The sequence below is a fragment of the Erwinia sp. 9145 genome (genome assembly GCF_000745075.1).
Taxonomy (GTDB): domain Bacteria; phylum Pseudomonadota; class Gammaproteobacteria; order Enterobacterales; family Enterobacteriaceae; genus Erwinia; species Erwinia oleae.
This window is the reverse complement of the sequence record NZ_JQNE01000001.1, coordinates 3,869,361-3,887,756: the sequence shown is the minus strand read 5'-3', so window position 1 is coordinate 3,887,756 and position 18,396 is coordinate 3,869,361. Positions and strand designations below refer to the sequence as shown.

15 protein-coding genes are annotated in these 18,396 nt (G+C 57.2%); 7 read left to right on the top strand and 8 right to left on the bottom strand.

Annotated elements, in window-relative coordinates:
* Positions 1 to 2: 2 nt before the first annotated feature.
* Positions 3 to 3,050 carry a formate dehydrogenase-N subunit alpha gene (fdnG, locus tag FA91_RS18285; RefSeq protein ID WP_152601433.1) on the bottom strand — a complete coding sequence of 1,016 codons (3,048 nt, stop codon included), beginning with the start codon at positions 3,048 to 3,050 and terminating at the stop codon, positions 3 to 5.
* A 144-nt stretch (positions 3,051 to 3,194) separates the two neighbouring features.
* On the opposite strand from fdnG, the gene fdhD reads away from it, so the two are divergent.
* Positions 3,195 to 4,019, top strand: a complete 825-nt coding sequence (fdhD, locus tag FA91_RS18275; protein WP_072032323.1) for a formate dehydrogenase accessory sulfurtransferase FdhD — start codon at positions 3,195 to 3,197, stop codon at positions 4,017 to 4,019.
* The gene (locus tag FA91_RS18270; RefSeq protein ID WP_034918078.1) at positions 4,016 to 4,222 is read left to right on the top strand and encodes a hypothetical protein; all 207 of its coding nucleotides are present in this window, start codon (positions 4,016 to 4,018) and stop codon (positions 4,220 to 4,222) included. The genes fdhD and FA91_RS18270 overlap by 4 nt, the downstream gene beginning before the upstream one ends.
* Positions 4,223 to 4,231: 9 nt before the next feature.
* Here the strand turns inward: FA91_RS18270 and FA91_RS18265 are convergent, their stop codons facing one another.
* On the bottom strand, positions 4,232 to 5,080 hold the full coding sequence (locus tag FA91_RS18265) for a LysR family transcriptional regulator (RefSeq protein ID WP_034918075.1): 849 nt from the start codon (positions 5,078 to 5,080) through the stop codon (positions 4,232 to 4,234).
* 154 nt (positions 5,081 to 5,234) lie between these two features.
* On the opposite strand from FA91_RS18265, the gene FA91_RS18260 reads away from it, so the two are divergent.
* Positions 5,235 to 6,278 (top strand): alpha/beta hydrolase, encoded by a 1,044-nt coding sequence (locus FA91_RS18260; protein ID WP_051937305.1) that lies wholly within the window; start codon positions 5,235 to 5,237, stop codon positions 6,276 to 6,278.
* Between the two features lie 63 nt (positions 6,279 to 6,341).
* Here the strand turns inward: FA91_RS18260 and FA91_RS18255 are convergent, their stop codons facing one another.
* Complete coding sequence (locus tag FA91_RS18255; protein WP_034918073.1) at positions 6,342 to 7,322, bottom strand: alpha/beta hydrolase; 981 nt, start codon at positions 7,320 to 7,322, stop codon at positions 6,342 to 6,344.
* A 196-nt stretch (positions 7,323 to 7,518) separates the two neighbouring features.
* Here FA91_RS18255 and sodA point away from each other — a divergent pair, with 196 nt between their 5' ends.
* The 4 genes from sodA (at position 7,519) to FA91_RS18235 (ending at position 12,027) form a co-directional block, all read left to right on the top strand.
* Positions 7,519 to 8,136, top strand: a complete 618-nt coding sequence (gene sodA, locus FA91_RS18250) for a superoxide dismutase [Mn] (protein WP_034919546.1) — start codon at positions 7,519 to 7,521, stop codon at positions 8,134 to 8,136.
* A gap of 291 nt (positions 8,137 to 8,427) precedes the next feature.
* Complete coding sequence (locus FA91_RS18245; protein ID WP_034918071.1) at positions 8,428 to 9,933, top strand: sugar ABC transporter ATP-binding protein; 1,506 nt, start codon at positions 8,428 to 8,430, stop codon at positions 9,931 to 9,933.
* A complete protein-coding gene (locus FA91_RS18240) occupies positions 9,930 to 10,928 on the top strand; it encodes an ABC transporter permease (protein ID WP_034918069.1) in 999 nt (332 codons plus the stop codon). Before FA91_RS18245 ends, FA91_RS18240 begins: the two co-directional genes overlap by 4 nt.
* A 43-nt stretch (positions 10,929 to 10,971) precedes the next feature.
* Entirely contained in the window at positions 10,972 to 12,027 is a 1,056-nt protein-coding gene (locus FA91_RS18235) for a sugar ABC transporter substrate-binding protein (protein WP_034918066.1), read from the top strand.
* A gap of 244 nt (positions 12,028 to 12,271) precedes the next feature.
* Here FA91_RS18235 and FA91_RS18230 read toward each other — a convergent pair whose 3' ends face one another.
* From FA91_RS18230 to FA91_RS18210, 5 genes are all read right to left on the bottom strand, one after another.
* Positions 12,272 to 13,051: a heme ABC transporter ATP-binding protein gene (locus FA91_RS18230; protein ID WP_034918065.1), complete on the bottom strand. Its 780-nt coding sequence runs from the start codon at positions 13,049 to 13,051 to the stop codon at positions 12,272 to 12,274.
* Complete coding sequence (locus FA91_RS18225; RefSeq protein WP_034918063.1) at positions 13,044 to 14,045, bottom strand: iron ABC transporter permease; 1,002 nt, start codon at positions 14,043 to 14,045, stop codon at positions 13,044 to 13,046. The genes FA91_RS18230 and FA91_RS18225 overlap by 8 nt, the downstream gene beginning before the upstream one ends.
* Positions 14,042 to 14,860 (bottom strand): ABC transporter substrate-binding protein, encoded by an 819-nt coding sequence (locus tag FA91_RS18220; RefSeq protein WP_034918062.1) that lies wholly within the window; start codon positions 14,858 to 14,860, stop codon positions 14,042 to 14,044. The genes FA91_RS18225 and FA91_RS18220 overlap by 4 nt, the downstream gene beginning before the upstream one ends.
* Positions 14,857 to 15,888 (bottom strand): hemin-degrading factor, encoded by a 1,032-nt coding sequence (locus tag FA91_RS18215; RefSeq protein WP_034919544.1) that lies wholly within the window; start codon positions 15,886 to 15,888, stop codon positions 14,857 to 14,859. The genes FA91_RS18220 and FA91_RS18215 overlap by 4 nt, the downstream gene beginning before the upstream one ends.
* A gap of 70 nt (positions 15,889 to 15,958) precedes the next feature.
* Positions 15,959 to 18,355 carry a TonB-dependent receptor gene (locus FA91_RS18210; protein WP_051937302.1) on the bottom strand — a complete coding sequence of 799 codons (2,397 nt, stop codon included), beginning with the start codon at positions 18,353 to 18,355 and terminating at the stop codon, positions 15,959 to 15,961.
* Positions 18,356 to 18,396 lie beyond the last annotated feature (41 nt).

Sequence of the window (18,396 nt, the reverse complement as noted above, 5' to 3'; positions counted from 1 at the left end):
CGCTAGGCCTTTTCCACGTTCACCAGGAAGGCTTTAAATTCCGGCGTTTGCGTGTTGGCGTCACCGACGAACGGCGTCAGCGTATTGGCAATAAAGCCTTTTTTCGCTGCGCCCTCAAAGCCCCAGTGAATCGGAATACCAATGGTATCCACCGGTTTACCCTGTACCGTCAGGGTACGGATACGCTTGGTGACCACCGCTTTCGCCTTGATATAGCCACGGTTGGAGCTGACCTTAACGGTGTCGCCCTGCACGATGCCCAACTTGCCAGCCAGCCCTTCGCCGATCTCCACAAACTGCTCCGGCTGCGCGATGGCGTTGAGCTTCGCGTGCTTGGTCCAGTAGTGGAAGTGCTCGGTCAGACGATAGGTGGTGCCGACATACGGGAACTTATCCGCTTTGCCCAGCGCGGCCAGATCGTCCTGGAAGATGCGCGCCGCCGGGTTTGAGACAACGTTCGGGTGCAGCGGGTTGGTGCCGATCGGCGTTTCAAACGGCTCGTAGTGCTCAGGGAACGGGCCCTCCGCCATTTTATCAATAGCGAACAGACGCCCCATGCCTTCCGGCTGCATAATGAACGGTCCGACGCCGCTGCCCGGCGCGGCGGTGCTGTAGTCCGGGATATCCTGCCCGGCCCACTTCGTGCCGTTCCAGCGCATCAGTTCGCGTTTCGGATCCCACGGTTTGCCCTGCGGATCGGCCGAAGCGCGGTTGTACAGAATGCGGCGGTTAAGCGGCCATGCCCATGACCAGTTCAGGGTATTGCCCAGACCGGAAGGGTCGGTGTTGTCGCGGCGCGCCATCTGGTTGCCGTCAGGCGTCCAGCTCCCGGCGAAGATCCAGCAGCCGCTGGAGGTCGAGCCGTCGTCGCGCAGATGTGCGAAAGTGCCGAGCTGCTGGCCTTTCTTCGCCAGCACCACGCCTTTATCGTCAACGATATCGGCCAGCGCTTTGCCGTTGCTTTCCATGGCGACCTCTTCCGACGCCGGGTTATCCGGCGTCAGATAGTTCCAGCTCATGTTCAGCACCTGCTCCGGCAGCGCGCCGCCTTCGCTGGCGTACATTTCACGCAGTTTCAGGAAGATACCAGCGATGATCTCGCCATCATTGCGCGATTCGCCAGGACCGTCTGCGCCCTTCCAGTGCCACTGCAACCAGCGGGCGGAGTTGACGATTGAGCCGTTCTCTTCCGCAAAGCAGGTTGACGGCAGGCGGAACACTTCGGTCTGAATCGTCGACGGATCGACATCGTTAAACTCGCCGTGGTTCTGCCAGAAATTGGAGGTTTCGGTGAGCAGCGGATCGATAGTCACCAAAAACTTCAGTTTAGACAGCGCCTTCACCACCTTATTTTTATTCGGGAAGGAGGCAAGCGGGTTAAATCCCTGGCATAAATAGCCGTTCACTTTGCCCTGAGACATCATCTCGAAGTACTGCAAAACGTCGTAGTTTTTGTCCCATTTCGGCAGCCAGTCAAAGCCCCAACTGTTCTCCTTCTGCGCTTTATCGCCATAGAACGCTTTCATCAGGCTGATAAAGAACTTGGGATAGTTGCTCCAGTAGTTGACCTGGTCCGGCAGCAGCGCCCGCGGCGTGTTGGCGGCAAAATAGGTCTCCAGATCGGGGTGCTTCTCGGCCGGCAGGCTCAGGTAGCCCGGCAGGCTCTGCGACAGCAGGCCAAGGTCGGTCAGCCCCTGGATATTGGAGTGGCCGCGCAGGGCGTTGATGCCGCCGCCCGCCATGCCCATATTCCCCAACAGCAGCTGAACCATCGCCATGGTGCGAATGTTCTGCGCGCCCACGGAGTGTTGCGTCCAGCCCAGCGCATACAGGAACGATGCGGTGCGATCGGGCGCGCTGGTTTCGGCCAGCAGTTCGCAGACATACAGGAAGTCTGCTTTTGGCGTGCCGCAGATCGACTCAACCACATCAGGCGTATAGCGGCTGACGTGCTCTTTCAGCAGGTTCCACACGCAGCGCGGATGGCTGAGCGTGTCGTCGCGTTTGGCATAGCCGTTTTCATCCAGTTCATAGTGCCAGGACGTTTTATCGTAGTTGCGAACCTCTTCCTTGTAGCCGCTGAACAGGCCGTCTTCGAAGTGGTAATCGTCACGCACGATCAGGCTGGCGTTGGTATACGCCTCAACGTATTCACGCTGGATTTTTTCGTTGCTGATCAGGTACAGCAGTACGCCCGACAGGAAAGCGATGTCGGTGCCGGAGCGGATGGGCGTATAAAAGTCGGCTACCGATGCGGTGCGCGTAAAGCGCGGATCGATAACGATCAGTTTCGCCTTATTGTGAATTTTGGCTTCCATCGCCCAGCGGAATCCAACCGGATGCGCTTCAGCGGCGTTACCGCCCATCACAATAATTAAGTTCGCATTTCGAATATCAACCCAGTGGTTGGTCATCGCACCGCGACCAAATGTTGGAGCAAGACTTGCTACCGTTGGTCCGTGTCAGACGCGCGCCTGGTTGTCGACGGCAAGCATGCCGAGCGAACGGGTAAATTTCTGTGTTAAATAACCGGTTTCGTTGCTGGAAGCCGAGGCGCACAGCATTCCGCTGCTCAGCCAGCGGTTGACGGTGACGCCGTCTTTATTTTTTTCGATAAAGTTGGCGTCGCGATCCGCTTTCATCAGGCGGGCAATGCGTGAAAATGCATCTTCCCAGCTAATGCGCTGCCATTTATCCGATCCTGGCGCACGATATTCAGGATACTTCAGCCGGCTTTCGCTATGAATGAAATCGATAAGGCCTGCGCCTTTCGGACAAAGCGCGCCACGACTGACCGGGTGATCCGGGTCGCCTTCGATATGAAAAATAGACTCTTTTGCGTTTTTAGCGCCATCGCCAAGGCTGTACATTAACAGCCCGCAGCCGACGGAGCAGTAGGTGCAGGTATTACGTATTTCACGGGCGCGCAGTAGCTTGTACTGCCGCGTCTCCGCCAGCGCAGCGGCTGGGGCAAAGCCCAGCATCGCCGCCGTCGTTCCTGCCATTCCCCCAGCGCAGATCTTGAAGAAGCTTCTTCTGCTGACATTCATGGCTATAAATCCTGTTTCGACATTGCTTAATTATTTTTTTGCGGTAAAACGCGCAGAGGTTCAGAATTACTTACATCGCTGAACCTATGTAATCGGCATAATACCATAATTACTATAGGGTCGATGTAAACAACAGGTTAATTAGTGAACGATAAAAGTGAATGTTTCCAGAATGTGAGTGAGATCGCAGGAGCGGGTCAGTTGCCGGTGTGGACGCGCGCCGCACTTGACGCGCCTGAAAACGACTGGCTGGCGGACGAAGTGCCGGTTGCGCTGGTCTATAACGGTATCTCTCACGTGGTGATGATGACCACGCCAAAGGATTTGGAGGCGTTTGCGCTCGGCTTTTCACTGTCGGAAGGAATTATCGCGTCGCCTGGCGATATTTATGGCATGGATGTCGTCCACGCCTGCGGTGGCATTGAAGTGCAGATTGAGCTCTCCAGCCGACGCTTTGCGGCGCTGAAAACCCAGCGACGCGCCATGGCGGGCCGCACCGGCTGCGGCGTCTGCGGCGTGGATCAACTGGGTGAAATTGGTAAACCCATCGCGCCGTTGCCCTTCAGCCAGACCTTCGCGCTGGCGCAGCTTGATCGGGCATTGTCTCAGCTTAAACGTTTTCAGCCCGTGGGCGAGCTGACCGGCTGCACCCACGCGGCGGCGTGGATAATGCCCGATGGCAATCTCACGGGCGGCTATGAAGACGTCGGCAGGCACGTGGCGCTGGATAAACTGTTAGGCGCCAGGAGCAGGCAGCCTGGCTGGCAGCAGGGCGCCGTGCTGGTTTCCAGTCGCGCCAGCTATGAGATGGTACAAAAGTCCGCCATGTGCGGCGTGGAGATCCTGTTTGCCGTTTCCGCCGCCACGCGCCTGGCGGTAGAGGTGGCCCGGCGCAGCAATCTGACCCTGGTGGGCTTCAGTAAACCTGGCCGCGCGACGATCTACACGCATCCGCAGCGGCTGGTGTGAGGTTTTTCCTGGGTGTGGCGATGATTGTTAAAAACTACCGGGCCTTTGGCTTTCATCAGCAGCCAATACCGCCCGACGGACTTTATTTCCCTTACCCGCTTTTGGACGCCGATGCCGGGTTCGCTCGTCTTGAGGAGGCAGGCTTGTTGACGATGAACGTCAATATCCACCATGCGTCGTCAAAGGTGCTGGTGTTGGGTTGACCGTAAGATTCAATAAAAATACCTGTCCAGGATTTCCAGTACCGCTCTGACGACTGCCGTTCGGCGGGGTGTGACGTACATGCCGTAGCTGAGACTGAGTTCGGGAACCGGCAGACACAGTTTTTTCATCGTACTCTGTCTGAATATATCCGGCGCAACGAGCGCGATCCCCAGGCCGCTTTCAACGGCGGCAGAAATGGCGCTCATATTTGAACTGGTCAGCACGATTCTGTATTCGAGCCCCGCATCGGAAAGTGCGTGCAGCATCATTTTTCGCATATAGCAGGTTTCGCCGTAAACGATAAGCGGCAGAGGCTGATTCGTGTCGGGCGCGTGGTCCGTTGAGCACACCCAGCAGGGGCGGGACAGCCAACTTTTCTCGGGCTTTGTGCTGAAAAACTGTGTTGCGCCAATGGCAATATCGAAATTTCCGCTCTGCCATCCGGCGGCTATCCTCTCGTCGTAATCCACCACAATGCGCACATGCATGCCGGGTAACAACTGCCGTATTCGGGAGAGGGCATCGGGGAGCACCATAAGCGCGTGGTTCTCCGGAATGCCTACGCTGACCGTTCCGGTTTCTGACCAGCTTTGCAACTGGAGGACGGCTTCTTCCCCCAAAGAAATAATTCGGCGTGCGTAGGACAAAAACATCTCTCCCTCTGCCGTTGGTCGCACGCCGCGTCCGGTACGGTGGAGAAGACGTACACCCAGCAGCTCTTCAAGGCGAATGATTTGGGCACTGAGGGCTGACTGGGCGCGGCCGGATTCCGCCGCCGCCCGGCTTAAACTGCCATATTGGCATACGGCAATAAATACCCGCAGCAAGGTGGGATCAAGATTGTTGGATATATTCATATGATGATATCTGAAACATTAATTTCCGTATGGAATAACTCATTCATTATATCTAAGGTAAGAATGACTTTAAAGTGTGCAGCCTTTCCAGGTAGGGGCTCACTGTGACCGACGGGCGTTGAGGGCAGATTTTCATTTCATAAGGAGTACGCGTATGGCTTTTTTTGTACCTGGCGCGACGGATTTTATCGTGCCGCAGTATTATCGTTCGGCCCGGCACACCACGCACTACCTGACATGTGGCCAGGCTGACGCGCCGCTGATTTTCTTTCTGCACGGCTGGCCGGGTATCAGCCTGATGTGGCGGGCACAGATGGACGCATTCGCCGCAGAGGGCTGGCGTTGCATTGCCCCCGATCTGCGGGGTTATGGGGGTTCGTCCCGGCCTGAAGACGAGGCTGCTTACACCATTGAAAATGTGGTGACAGATATGACTGAACTGCATGATCACCTTGGCGGCGGGCCAGCGATCTGGGTTGGTCATGATTGGGGAAGCGTTGTGGCGGGTCAATTAACCGCACACCACCCCTGGCGCAGTCGCGGTGTGGTACTCACTTCGCTGGCCTATTTTCCTGACGCAAATGCGCTTCCCACCCTCGTGCCGCTGGTGGACCGGGAAATTTATCCGGCAGACCAGTATCCGGATGGTCAGTGGGACTATTATCGCTACTACACGACCCATTTCGAGGCGGCGGTGGCCGATCTTGATGCAGACAAGTCAGCATCGTTGGCATCGATCTTTCGGTCGGGTACGCGGGATGCCGTTGGTAAGGTTTCGCCGAATGCCGTGGTGTCGCGTAACGGAGGGCGCTTTGGCACCGCGCACCGCGCACCGCCTGTCGACCCCGATCCGGCCCTCTGGCCGCCAGCGGATTTCGACGTGCTGGCAGAGGCGTTTCATTCACATGGCTTCAGACCGCCCTGTGCCTGGTATTTGAACGATGACGCTAACGTGGCTTACGCGCGAAAGGCGCCCAACGGTGGACGTTTGTCACAGCCGGTACTGTTTATTAATGGCGACTGGGATCAAATCTGTAGCATTACCGGAAATCACCAGGGCGATCCGATGCGCGCAGCCTGCGCAGATCTTACCGTGCTGAATATGCCCGCCGGGCACTGGTTGCCGCTTGAGCGTAAAGAAGAACATATTGAGGCCATCCGTACCTGGCTTCAGGAGAATAATCTTAAGGATAGATAATTCAGGCGCCCCCGCGGGGCGCATTTACCTCTTCTTTATTGAAACCGGATGGGTAGCAACGGATCATATTTTCAGATATTTTTTCAGTTCGCCTGCCATCTGACGCAGTGCCGCCTGCGTGCCGGGCGACTTCGCCAGCGGATTCAGTAATCCCCAGTCATGGATCATTCCGTTGTAGCGAACGCAGCTTACTTCTACGCCGGCCTGGTCGAGTTTTTGTGCAAACTGTTCGCCTTCGTCGCGCAAAACATCAAACTCAGCCACCTGAATCAGGGTTGGCGGCAGGCCGGCCAGTTCTGCTTTGTCTGCGCCAAGCGGAGACGCGGTAATTTCAGCCCGTTCTCCGGGATCGGTGGTGTAGGCATCCCAGAACCATTTCATCATGTCGCGGGTGAGAAAATACCCTTCGGGAAAGCGCTGGTAGGATTCATTATCAAAGCTTGCGTTGGTGACGGGCCACAACAGTCCCTGAAAAGAAATACGCGGGGAACCATTACGTTTTGCCAGTAAGCTGACCACAACAGACATATTGCCGCCTACGCTGTTCCCGACCACCGCAAGGCGGGAGCCGTCCAGCAGCAGGCTCTGCCCGTTTTCTGCCACCCATTGCGTTGCCTGGTACGCCTGATTGATGGCTACCGGATAATGTGCTTCCGGTGAAGGCGTGTAATTGACAAAAACGGCTGCGGCACCGCTCAGCACCACCAGGTCGCGCACCAGACGTTTGTGGGTAAAATAATCACCCAGGATCCACCCGCCGCCGTGGAAGAACATGAAAACCGGCAGGGTTTCATTCTGCTTGCCAGCGGGGCGCACAATATTCAACAGCACATCCTGCCCGCTGAGCGTGACGGTCTGTTCACTCTCTTCAATACCACTTAAGTCAACCGGTACGGATTTTTGCGCATCGGTAAGAACCTGTCGGGCCTGATCCGGAGAGAGCGAATTGACGGGCGGGTTACCGGCACCGTTAAGTTGTTCGAGAAAAGCGGTCACCACTTTCTCTGTTGCAGCGTGTTCAGGGGGTATCGCGTTAACGGACATAGTCTTCTCCACTGTTAAGGTTCATTAACCAGTATAGAAGCTGTGCGATTGTTCTGATAAAAGGCGTCAGCTAAACCCTTACCAACGTCGGGGCATTGATAAACCTTTTAGAGCGAGTTTATTTAACTATAATGATCCGACTGCTTACGTGGCGCTAACAGAAAGCGCCGCCCAACATTAAATGGAGATGATGAACATGAGTTATTCACTGCCATCCTTGCCTTACGCATACGACGCACTGGAACCGCATTTCGACAAGCAGACGATGGAAATCCATCACACCAAACACCACCAGACCTACGTAAACAATGCGAACGCCGCGCTGGAAGGCACCGAATTCGCCGATCTGCCGGTTGACGAGCTGATCGCCAAACTGGATCAGGTACCTGCCGACAAGAAAACCGTGCTGCGCAATAACGCAGGCGGCCACTCTAACCACAGCTTCTTCTGGAAAGGGCTGAAAACCGGCACCACGCTGGGCGGCGAACTGAAAGCGGCTATCGAGCGTGATTTCGGCTCTGTAGAAAAATTCAAAGAAGAGTTTGAGAAAGCGGCTGCCACCCGTTTCGGTTCCGGCTGGGCATGGCTGGTTAAGAAGGGCGACAAGCTGGCTGTCGTCTCTACGGCCAACCAGGACAGCCCGCTGATGGGCGAAGCCGTTTCTGGCGCGTCCGGTACGCCTGTTATCGGTCTGGACGTATGGGAACATGCTTACTACCTGAAATATCAGAACAAACGCCCTGACTATATCAAGGCGTTCTGGGAAGTAGTGAACTGGGACGAAGCCGCAGCGCGTTTCGCCGCAGCAAAATAAGCGTCTCACTGACCTCAACCGGCGACAGCGTTCGCCGGTTTTTTTTGCCTGAACCTGATATTTTTACTGCCGCTTCTCCTTCCTGCGAAATGAAAGACTCCGATTTATCTGTTAAACACGTGTTTCTGCTACGGCCTGCCTGTAACACAGCGTTAACCGCTTAAACGCCTGGACGTCTGTATGGCTAATACTTTTTTGTGTTAGCTTATGCGCTTTCGTTCGTTGTCAGCCACGCGCTTCCAATAAAAAATGCGGGACAACGATCTTTCATCTGCCAGAGGAGACGCACCTGTGAATGCGGCCAACCGCTTAGAAATGCGTCAAATCTCCATCGCGTTTGGCGGTTTTAACGCGCTTTCCGGCGTCGATTTCAGTCTTGAAGGGCAGTCGGTGCATGCGCTGACCGGTGCCAACGGTGCGGGCAAGTCGACGCTGATGGCGGTGCTGTCCGGTGCATACGGGCACTACAGCGGCACCATTTTGCTCGACGGCCAGCCGGTGGAGATCCGTTCGCCGCGCGATGCCAAACGGCTCGGCATACACCTTGTACAGCAGGAGGTGGATGTGGCGCTGGTGCCAACGCTCAGCGTCGCGGAAAACATCATGCTGGATCGACTCGCGGAGGGCGGCCAGCTCTGGCGCTGGAGCGAAATCCGTCGTCAGGCGGGCGCGCTGCTGGCCCAGCTTGATGTCTCGCTGGATCTGCGGCGCGCGGTTGACCGCTGCTCGCTGGCAGAGAAGCAGCAAATTTTGCTGGCGCGCGCGCTGTCGCACCACTGCCGTTTTTTAATTCTTGATGAGCCCACCGCGCCGCTGGATCAGCATGAAAGTGAGCGCTTATTTGCCGTCGTACGCCGCCTGCAACGCAGCGGTATCGGCGTGGTGTTTATCTCGCACCGCATTCACGAGCTGCGTGAAATCTGTGACCGGCTGACGGTGCTGCGCGACGGCCGCCTGGTGGAAAGCGTACCGATGGCGCAGCTCAGCGGCGAGCAAATTGTTGAGAAGATGCTGGGACATCGGCTGGACGATATCTACCCGCCGCGACGTCCGCCGTTCAGCGCCGACACGCTGCTCAACGTTCAGGGGCTGCACGACGAGCATCTTCTTCGCGATATCTCACTGACGCTGCGCAAAGGGGAAGTCCTCGGCATTGCCGGACTGGCGGGTGCCGGGAAAACTGAACTCTGCAAAGCGCTGTTCGGTGCCAGCCGTAGCCGTATCACGCGCGGCGAACTGCACGGCAGGCCGTGGAAACCGCGCTCGCCGCATCGGTCAGTAGAAAACCGCCTGGCGCTGATCCCGGAAGAACGGCGCAAAGAGGGCATTTTTATCGAAGAGTCGGTGGCGATGAACCTCAGCGTCACCGCCGATAACAGCTTTTCCCGCTGGAGCCTGTTCGATCATCGTCAGGCCCGGCGCTGGGCGGAAGAGGTTATCCAAAAGCTGGGCGTGCGCACGACCGGGCCGCAGCAGCAGCTACGTCGCCTGTCGGGCGGCAATCAGCAAAAAGTGGCTATCGGCAAGTGGCTGCGCAACGACGCGGACGTGCTGATCTTTGATGAGCCAACCAAAGGCGTCGACGTCAAAGCCAAAACCGATCTGTTCGAACTGATTGACGGACTGGCCCGCGAAGGAAAAGGCGTTATTTACGCCTCCGGCGAATTCGCCGAACTGATCGGCCTGTGCGATCGCATCTGCGTGCTCTGGGATGGTCGCATCGTGGCGGAAGTCGCTGCGAGCCAGACCGACGAAGAGACGCTTCTACTTTATTCCACCGGAGGAACACCTGCGTGAGCAGCAAAGAACTCTCTATAAACGCTGCGCCGTCGCTGCGCCATCAGATCTTCGACTTCCTCTATAAGTGGGGCATGCTGCTGACGGTGGTGGCGCTGATTGCCGCATTTGGCCTGGCGTCGGACAGCTTTCTTGAACCGAACAACATCATTAATATTCTGCGCTCGATCGCCATTGTCACGGTGATCGCCATCGGCGTATCCATCTCGCTGACCATTGGCGGCTTCGATCTGTCGGTGGGTTCAACCGCTTCGCTGGCGAACGCGTTGGTGATCTCGCTGTTCGTCTGGTATGGCTTCGGCACCACGCAGGCAATCCTGATCACCCTCGCGCTCTGCATGCTGATCGGCCTGTTTAACGCTTTTCTGATCGTCATCCTGAAAATTCCCGACATGCTGGCCACCCTTGCCAGCCTGTTTATCGTGCAGGGCGTGGCGATGACCTGGAGCTTCGGCGGATCGATTACGGAAAACATGGTGCTGCCGAGCGGCGACATGGCGGAAGGCACCATTCCGGCGGGCTTTTCACTGCTTGGCCAGGTGCCCATTATTGTGATCGTTATGCTGGTGGTGACCGCGGTGGCGCAGCTCGGGCTGTCGCTCACTAAACATGGCCGCCGCATGTACGCTATCGGCGGCAATCCGGAGGCGGCAAGGCTTTCGGGGATTCGCACCCATCGCTATCGCGTGCTGGCCTATGTTATCGCCTCATTGCTGGCAGGGCTGGGCGGCATTCTGCTGGCATCGCGTATTGGCTCATCGCAGGTTAATGCCGGCGGCGGTTATCTGATGGATGCGGTCGCCGCCGCGTGGATCGGCCTGTCGCTGGCCGGGGCGGGCAAGCCCAACGCGCTCGGCACGCTGCTGGGCGCGGTGATCCTTGGCGTATTACAGAACGGGCTGGTGATGCTCTCTGTGCCTTACTACGCGATGGATATCATTAAAGGTCTGGTGCTGGCCGTTGCGCTGGCAATGACTTACATACAGCGTCGATAGAGACGCGCTGACGGCGCAAGCCACTTTACGGGGAATGATAATAATGAAAAAACTACTACCAATGGCGCTCTGCCTGCTTTCCATCGCGCCGGCGTTTGCCGAACCCTCTGCCGCCGTGCCGAAAGCCATTGCCGGTCATGACGGCCCGGTGCGCGTCGCGGTGATCCGCAATCTGGGATCGGATGACAACACCACCCAGTTTGTTGCCGGTGCGATCCAGCAGGGACGCAAGCTGGGCTTTAAGGTCAGCACCTTTCTGAGCAACGGCGACGACGCGCGTTTTCAGGACTTTGTGAACCAGGCCATCAGTCAGAAATATGACGGCATCATTCTGTCGCACGGCAAAGATCCTTACTCCACCGAACTGGTGAAGCGCATCGCCGCCGCAGGCATTAAGGTTTCCGTCTTCGATACGCCGGTCAATCAGTCGGTGGAGGGCGTGACCGTTACCGCGCAGGATGACGCCTCGCTGGCGCAGCTTTCGCTGGATCAGCTTCTGAAAGATACCAATGGTAAAGCCAATATTGTTAAGCTCTGGGTGGCGGGTTTCCCGGCGATGGAACGCCGCCAGGTAGTGTATGAGAAGGTACTGAAGGCCAATCCGGGTATTCATCAGCTGGAGTCTGTTGGCGCCGTTTCGTCTGACGTGCAGGGCGATACCGCGAACAAAGTGGGCGCCATTCTCGCCAAATATCCAAAGGGCAAGCTCGACGCCATTTGGGGCTCGTGGGATGCGTTCGCGCAGGGCGCGTATAAAGCGCTACAGGAGAATGGTCGCACCGAGGTGAAGCTCTACAGCATTGACGTATCGAATCAGGATCTTCAGTTGATGCGTCAGAAGGACAGCCCGTGGAAGCAGACCGTGGCGGTGGACAGCAAGCTGATTGGCGCCATTAATATGCGCCTGATCGCAAACAAAATCGGCGGCGAAACGACGCCCGCCACCTACGAGTTTAAGGCTGCGGCTATTTCGCAGTCACAGCTGGGCGGTGCGGCAAACGTCGCCAGCCTGAATAAGGTGATTCCGGGCTGGGGCGAATCGCCTGACTTCATCGCGCCGTGGTTCGCGACGCTTGAGGCAAAATACGGTAAGAAATAAGGTCTGTCTGCACTGATGCACGCTCCTTCGTTGAGGAAGTTTTCGACGCAGGAGCGTGTTTGTTAACGTCAGGCGCCCGGAAACGGCCGAAAAAAACGATGCGGCCTGACCGTTGCGCAACCTACGCATTACGTCAATCCCTTAAGCATCGCGTAAGCCGTCTTTATGAATTGCCATTACCGCGTGTGGCACAGATATGTTTTTCATTAACAGCGTCTGGCGGCGGCATGATAACGGCGAAAACCTATCGCCGCAGGACGATTTGCGGCACCGCGTCCTGGCTGTGATGATGAACCTGTAGATCGGCCTGATACCAGCGGGTTAACGTCTCTTCGGTCATCACCTCTGCTGGCGTGCCAGCGGCCACCAGGGAGCCCTGATGCAGCAGCAATATTCTGTCTGACCAGAGCGCTGCCAGATTCAGGTCGTGCAGTACGCAACATACCGTCAGCTGCCCCTTGCGGGTAAGCTGATGCAGCAGTCTTAATGCATGCTGCTGGTGGTAAAGATCCAGCGCGGAGGTGGGCTCGTCCAGAAACAGCCAGCCCTGCGGGCCATCAGTGTGCCACAGCTGCACCAGCGCCCTCGCCAGCTGAACCCGCTGCTGTTCGCCTCCGGAAAGGTGGCGGTAGTCGCGCTCATTCAGATCGTCGCAGCCCGTGAGCTGCATTACTTCGTCGATAATCCGCTGGCCGGGCCGCCCCGGCCAGGGCGCCCGGCCCATTGCCACTACGTCCCTCACCGGTACGGCAAATTCCATATGGCTCTGCTGACGCATCACCGCTCTGCTGCGCGCCAGCCGATCGCGCGGCCAGCATTCAATCCGCTGGTCGCCAAGGATACACATCCCCTCACTGGCTGGCAGAAAACCGGTCAGCATCCTCAGTAAGGTGGATTTTCCTGCGCCGTTTGGACCAATCAGAGAAACCATCTCGCCCGGTTGCAGCGTCAACGACACATCATCAATGAGCAGCCTCTGCCCGGCCCGATAAGAAACGCCAACTGCCTGTAAAACGTTACTCATATCGACCTTCCTGGCGACGCAGGATCAGCCATAAAAACCACGGAGCACCCAGCAGGCTGGTCAACAGCCCCACCGGCATTTCAGCCGGCGCCACCATCGTCCGGGCGATGGTATCAGCCAGCAGTAACAGAATAGCACCGAGTAATGCCGCGCCCGGCAGCAGCCAGCGGTGATCGCCGCCCATACACAGCCGGATCAGATGCGGTACCACCAGCCCGACAAAGCCAATGATTCCGCTCACCGCCACTGCGGCAGCAACCATCAACGCGCTGAGTACCAGCAGGATACGATGGGTACGACGTACATCCACGCCAAGGTAGTGAGCTTCCTCATCACCCAGTTGCAGTAAATTAAGCCGCCGGGCCTGCCATTGCGTCGCCAGCATGGCGGGCAGGATCACGGCGGCGCAGGCCAGCACCGTTGACCACTGCGCCTGCCCCAGCGACCCCATTCCCCAAAGTGAAAGCTGGCGCAGCTGCTGATCATTGCTGAGCCACGAAAGTATCCCAACCGCCGCACCGCAAAGAGCGTTAATGGCAATTCCGGCCAGCAGCAGCCGGGAGAGAGTGGTGCTGCTGTGGCGACTGAGGATAAAAATGATCGCCGTTACCACAATACTGCCCGCAAAGGCGGCCAGCATCGGCCACCACAGCGCCAGCGCGGCGGGCAGCGTCACAGGAATAACAATGGAAAAGGCCAGCATCAGCGACGCACCGCTGCTAATCCCCATCAGGCCGGGATCGGCCAGAGGGTTGCGAAACAGGCCCTGCATCATTGCGCCGGAGAGCGCCAGCGCGGCGCCCACCAGCACGGCCAGGAGAACGCGCGGCAAACGAATAGTCCACCAGATCTTCCGGATCATGCTGTCAGACGGGGCGTGCCAGACAACAGGCAGTGACAGTCGCATCGCGCCGATATTGGCGGCCAACACGACCATCGCCAGCATCAGTACCAGCATCACCAGCAACCCGCGCTGCACGTTCACCGTTTTCATTGCGCTACGGCTTCCGCTGCTTTACGCAGTTTGGCAATGGCGCCCGGGGTCTGTAGGCCAAAGCCCAGCAGCGACATCTCATCCACCACCAGCAGGCTGCGGGTTTTTCCCGCCGGCGTCAGCGCCAGACCAGGCAACTGCCAGATTTTATTTTCGTCACCCATCGCCTTCAGCCCATCCTCGCCAATTACCACCAGCTGCGGGGCGCTCGCCACAATGCCTTCCTGAGTCAGCGCCTGATAGTGTCGAATGTTGCCCATGGCGTTCTGCAAACCTGCGCTGCGGATCGCACCATCTGCGGCGGTATCCGTTCCGGCGGCCATCGCCTTCATACCGGAGTGATTAAGGATATAAAGCACCTTAACCGGCAGCGGCTTGCTCGACGCGCCGGACAGCTGGCTGTCAATTTTGGCTTCAAGAGATTTGCCCTGCTCTTCACGGTGCAGCGTGCGGGCGATGTTGGCAATTTTCTGATGGATGGCGCTCAGTGAAGGTTCCCCCGTCACCGTCACCACCTTTACGCCAGCCTGCTCAATCTGCTGTAGTGCAATCGACGGTTTAGCCAGCTCACTGGCAATCACCAGTGTGGGCTTCATCGCCAGGATCCCTTCCGCATTCAGTTGGCGCATATACCCAACGTCGGGCAGTTTGATCGCCACGGCAGGCTTCTGGCTGGTGGAATCACGCGCCACCAGGCTCTGTTGCGCATCCAGCGCGTAAATGATTTCCGTCACGTCGCCGCCAATTGAGACTATACGCTGTTCCGCCATCAGCGAAAAAGGCAGCGCCAGCAATGCTATCAGCCACGCTTTCATGCGGCAGCTCCTTCGCCTGTCAGCATGGCAATCTGTTCGCGCCAGCGGGCCTGTTCCGGTTCACCTTCGGTGCGCTGACCGTACAACTGGGCAATCTGCGTACCGTCGGCAGCAAAGAGTTCCAGGCTGGTCACCGTACCGTTAGCCGTTGATTTGCGGGTTATCCAACTCTCGGCGATGGTATCTTCCATCAGATGCAGGGTGAACGTTGCGTTGAATATGTTCAGCCAGTTCTCCATCGGCATCAGCTTCTCCACCACGCCAGTGAAGATCTGCACGCAACCACGGTTGCCAATGAAGATCATGATCTCATTGCCATCGTTTTGTGCCAGCTTCAGCAGCTCGCTCAGCGCGCTGTTATCCACTTTCTGCGCCAGATCGCTGGCAACAGCGCGAAATGCCTGCTGTCGGGAGATATTATGACGCTTTAACAGGCCGAAGAACTGGTGTACGTCAGTCATGGCGCGCCATTCTTGTTCAATCAACGTGGGGTCAGGCTGCTCGTTATACGTCACCGGCAGGGCCGGGCTCACTGCCAGCGCAGAAGCCTCTTTGACGGAGAACGCTGCCAGCAGCGCCTGCCAGGCCGCCATATTGGTTTCTGGCGTGGCGTAAATTTTCAGGACGGCGTCACCGTGTGCATCGAAAATCTGAATGCTGTGGCGATCGCCGCGCGCGGTTTTCTCCAGCAGCGCAAACACACTTTTCCATTGCGAAGGGAAAATGCGCTGGTCCAGCGCGCGTGGGTTAAGGATCAGCCCGGCATGTCCGCCCAGATGTAAGTTTTCATAACGTCCTACCTGCTCATGCACGGCATACGCGTTGCGGGTAATGGATTTCGTTTCGCCCACCGCTTCCAGCGCCGCTAACAGTGCGGTGAAATCGGGCCTCAGCGCCACCGCATCATCCTGAGTGCGGGCCTGGGTCAGCTCCGCTTCACTGACGCCAAGCAGACCAGCGAGGTCGCGGGCATATGTTTTCGGCTGCTCTGCCTTCAGCGCCTGATAACGTTGGTAAAGGCTACTCATCTCCATTTGCTCTCCTTTGCGCCCTGCGAAATATGCAGGGCAGCGTGTGGTCAATTAAAAGGCGTTACGATCAGAAGTCGATATTGACACCCAGTTGGAAGGTGCGGCCCGGCATCACTGCCAACGCTTTATCATAAGCATCCTGATGGGTACTTTCCGTCAGGTTACGGCTGCTCAGGTAATCCCAGTATTTACGGTCGGTCAGGTTATAGATGCCGCCGTTCACCCGGACATGTTTCGCCACCTGCCAGTAAGCCGTCATGTCCACCATACCGTAACCCGGCACGCGCATATATTCGGTGGAGGAATCCGTCAGAGCAGAGCCGTCGTTGGCGTAGCTTTCGCGGTTGGTGTCGGTGGCGCGCTTGCCTTTCACAAAGGTTGCGGTTACTGCTGCGCCATAACGCCTGGCCGGATCGTCCCACGCCACGCCAACAATCGCTTTTACCGGCGCCACGCTGTCCAGGTCGACATAGCTGTCGCCGGAGTAGCGGGATTTTGATTTCCCTTCACTGTAGCCCAGCGCGAAGGTAGCGCTCAGGCCGTTGACTTCTTCATACCAGGTGCCGAAGTTCAGTTTAGTGCTGACCTGGCCGCCATAGATATAAGCCTTATCGCGGTTCTCAGCCTGATAGATAGTGTAGATATTCGACGGTACATTGCCGAACATCGACGGATTACCGGTGCGGGTATAGCGGGTGTAAGCGATAAAGTTCTCATAGGTGTTATAGAACATCGCCGCGTTCAGCGAGACGCCTTCCACGGGCTGCCCTTTCAGCCCCCACTCGTAGTTGTCGCTGGTTTCGGTTTTCAGATCGCTGTTGCCGATGAGTGCGTACTGCTGCCTTCCGGCATAGCTTGAACCGAGGTTCCAGGAACCATACAGCTGGCTGGCGTTAGGGAACTGAGCGCCGCGCTTGTACATCACCCAGGTCATCAGCGTTGGCGTAAGGTCGTAGTTGACGCTCAGTGACGGAAGGAGCTGGGTGTCGCTATTCTCTTTGCCATACAGCGTTTTGAGCTGCTCTTCAGTCAGCACGCTGCTGCCGGTGGTCAGACTGCTCAGGTTTTCAGGTTGAGTTGACTGATGCGCCACGCGTACGCCCGGCACCACGCTGAAATCATGACCGTTGAGATCGAAGTGAATTTTATCCTGTACGTAGCCACCGAGTACGTAAGTGCGGCTGTCGGCGTCAGGCTGCATAATCACGCTGTACTGGCTGGCCGGAGGCGCCTGACGGAACGGACGGCTGGTGTCGCTGATGCTGCCATTCAGGCCACCGCTCAGCTCATGACGACCGAGCCTGTTTGTCAGTTGAGTGTCAAAGCCCAGGGTATCCACATCGTAATCGGAATAGACCCGCTCCATTGCCGTGGCGCTGGATGGCATGAAGGTATTGTCGTGCGCCTGCGTCTGCTGCCAGAACACGCGCGAAGTCAGGCTGTCGATGTAGGCATTGGCAGGCGTCCACTCATCCTTAAGGCTGATTCCCCAGCGGCGGGTGTTGCTCTGTTGCTGCGCGGTGCCCCAGATGGTGTTGCCGCTGCTGTCCCAGGCGTCGTAGTGGGTATGGTTAGTCTTATCATAATAGTCGACGGTGCCGGTCAGCTTATGCGCGTCGTTCGGCTGCCAGATACCGGAGGCCAGCATCGCGTTGGAGTGCCAGTTAGCCGGATACGCATCAATCGTCCCGCTGTTGTTACGGGTCTGCTGGCCGTCACGGCGGCTGTAAACAAAGACGCCACGCAGGATTTCATCACCCGCAGCGGCGGTAATGCCGTTGTGCCAGCTGCGGTTGGCAGAGTCATAATCTGACCGATAACCAAAATAAGTTGATTTGTACGGTGTCAGGTAGTCATCCGCCGATTTAGGCATAAAGGAGACGGCGCCGCCGATGGCATTATTCGCCGTTGACGTTGACGTTGCACCCGATTCGATATCAACCTGACCATACATATAAGGATCGATGTAATCGCGCCCGATACCAAATGTGTTCAGTCCGGCACGTCCGACATAGCTTCGCCCCGTCGCGGCCGGTTGTGGAATGCCATCCACATCCAGCCCGACGCGGTTACTTTCCAGACCACGAATGTTGTAGCCGGTGTAGCCACTGCGGTCGAAGCCGCTCTTGCCAGCCGAAGAGCCGCCGCTGGTTCCGGTGGCGCTGATCAGCGGCTCGTAACGCATAACAGAGCCAAAATCATTGGCACCTTTATTTTGCATCTCTTCGGCGGTGACGGTGGTTTTGCTACCCGCTTCTTTCACCTGCTGCGGGGCCGTCACCACCATCAGCGGTTCAGACGGATGTGTTTTTTTACCCGAAACGTTTAGCGGTTTGCCGGAGGTTGTGGTCGCCGGGAGGGCATTGGCGGCTGTTTCAGCCCCGACGGAATAGCCAGAGGTCACCAGCGTGCCGAACAGCACCGTGGTATGGGCAATTCCCTGTGAGGAAAAGAGTTTACGCATTTTAGTAAGCCTTTATTCTTTATTAGTATCGACTCATACAT

Excerpts from the sequence above, each read along its gene's own strand:
- FA91_RS18265 (WP_034918075.1), bottom strand. The coding sequence starts at position 5,080 with ATGAATATATCCAACAATCTTGATCCCACCTTGCTGCGGGTATTTATT.
- FA91_RS18260 (WP_051937305.1), top strand. The coding sequence starts at position 5,235 with ATGGCTTTTTTTGTACCTGGCGCGACGGATTTTATCGTGCCGCAGTAT.
- FA91_RS18255 (WP_034918073.1), bottom strand. The coding sequence starts at position 7,322 with ATGTCCGTTAACGCGATACCCCCTGAACACGCTGCAACAGAGAAAGTG.
- sodA (WP_034919546.1), top strand. The coding sequence starts at position 7,519 with ATGAGTTATTCACTGCCATCCTTGCCTTACGCATACGACGCACTGGAA.
- FA91_RS18235 (WP_034918066.1), top strand. The coding sequence starts at position 10,972 with ATGAAAAAACTACTACCAATGGCGCTCTGCCTGCTTTCCATCGCGCCG.
- FA91_RS18230 (WP_034918065.1), bottom strand. The coding sequence starts at position 13,051 with ATGAGTAACGTTTTACAGGCAGTTGGCGTTTCTTATCGGGCCGGGCAG.
- FA91_RS18225 (WP_034918063.1), bottom strand. The coding sequence starts at position 14,045 with ATGAAAACGGTGAACGTGCAGCGCGGGTTGCTGGTGATGCTGGTACTG.
- FA91_RS18220 (WP_034918062.1), bottom strand. The coding sequence starts at position 14,860 with ATGAAAGCGTGGCTGATAGCATTGCTGGCGCTGCCTTTTTCGCTGATG.
- FA91_RS18215 (WP_034919544.1), bottom strand. The coding sequence starts at position 15,888 with ATGAGTAGCCTTTACCAACGTTATCAGGCGCTGAAGGCAGAGCAGCCG.
- FA91_RS18210 (WP_051937302.1), bottom strand. The coding sequence starts at position 18,355 with ATGCGTAAACTCTTTTCCTCACAGGGAATTGCCCATACCACGGTGCTG.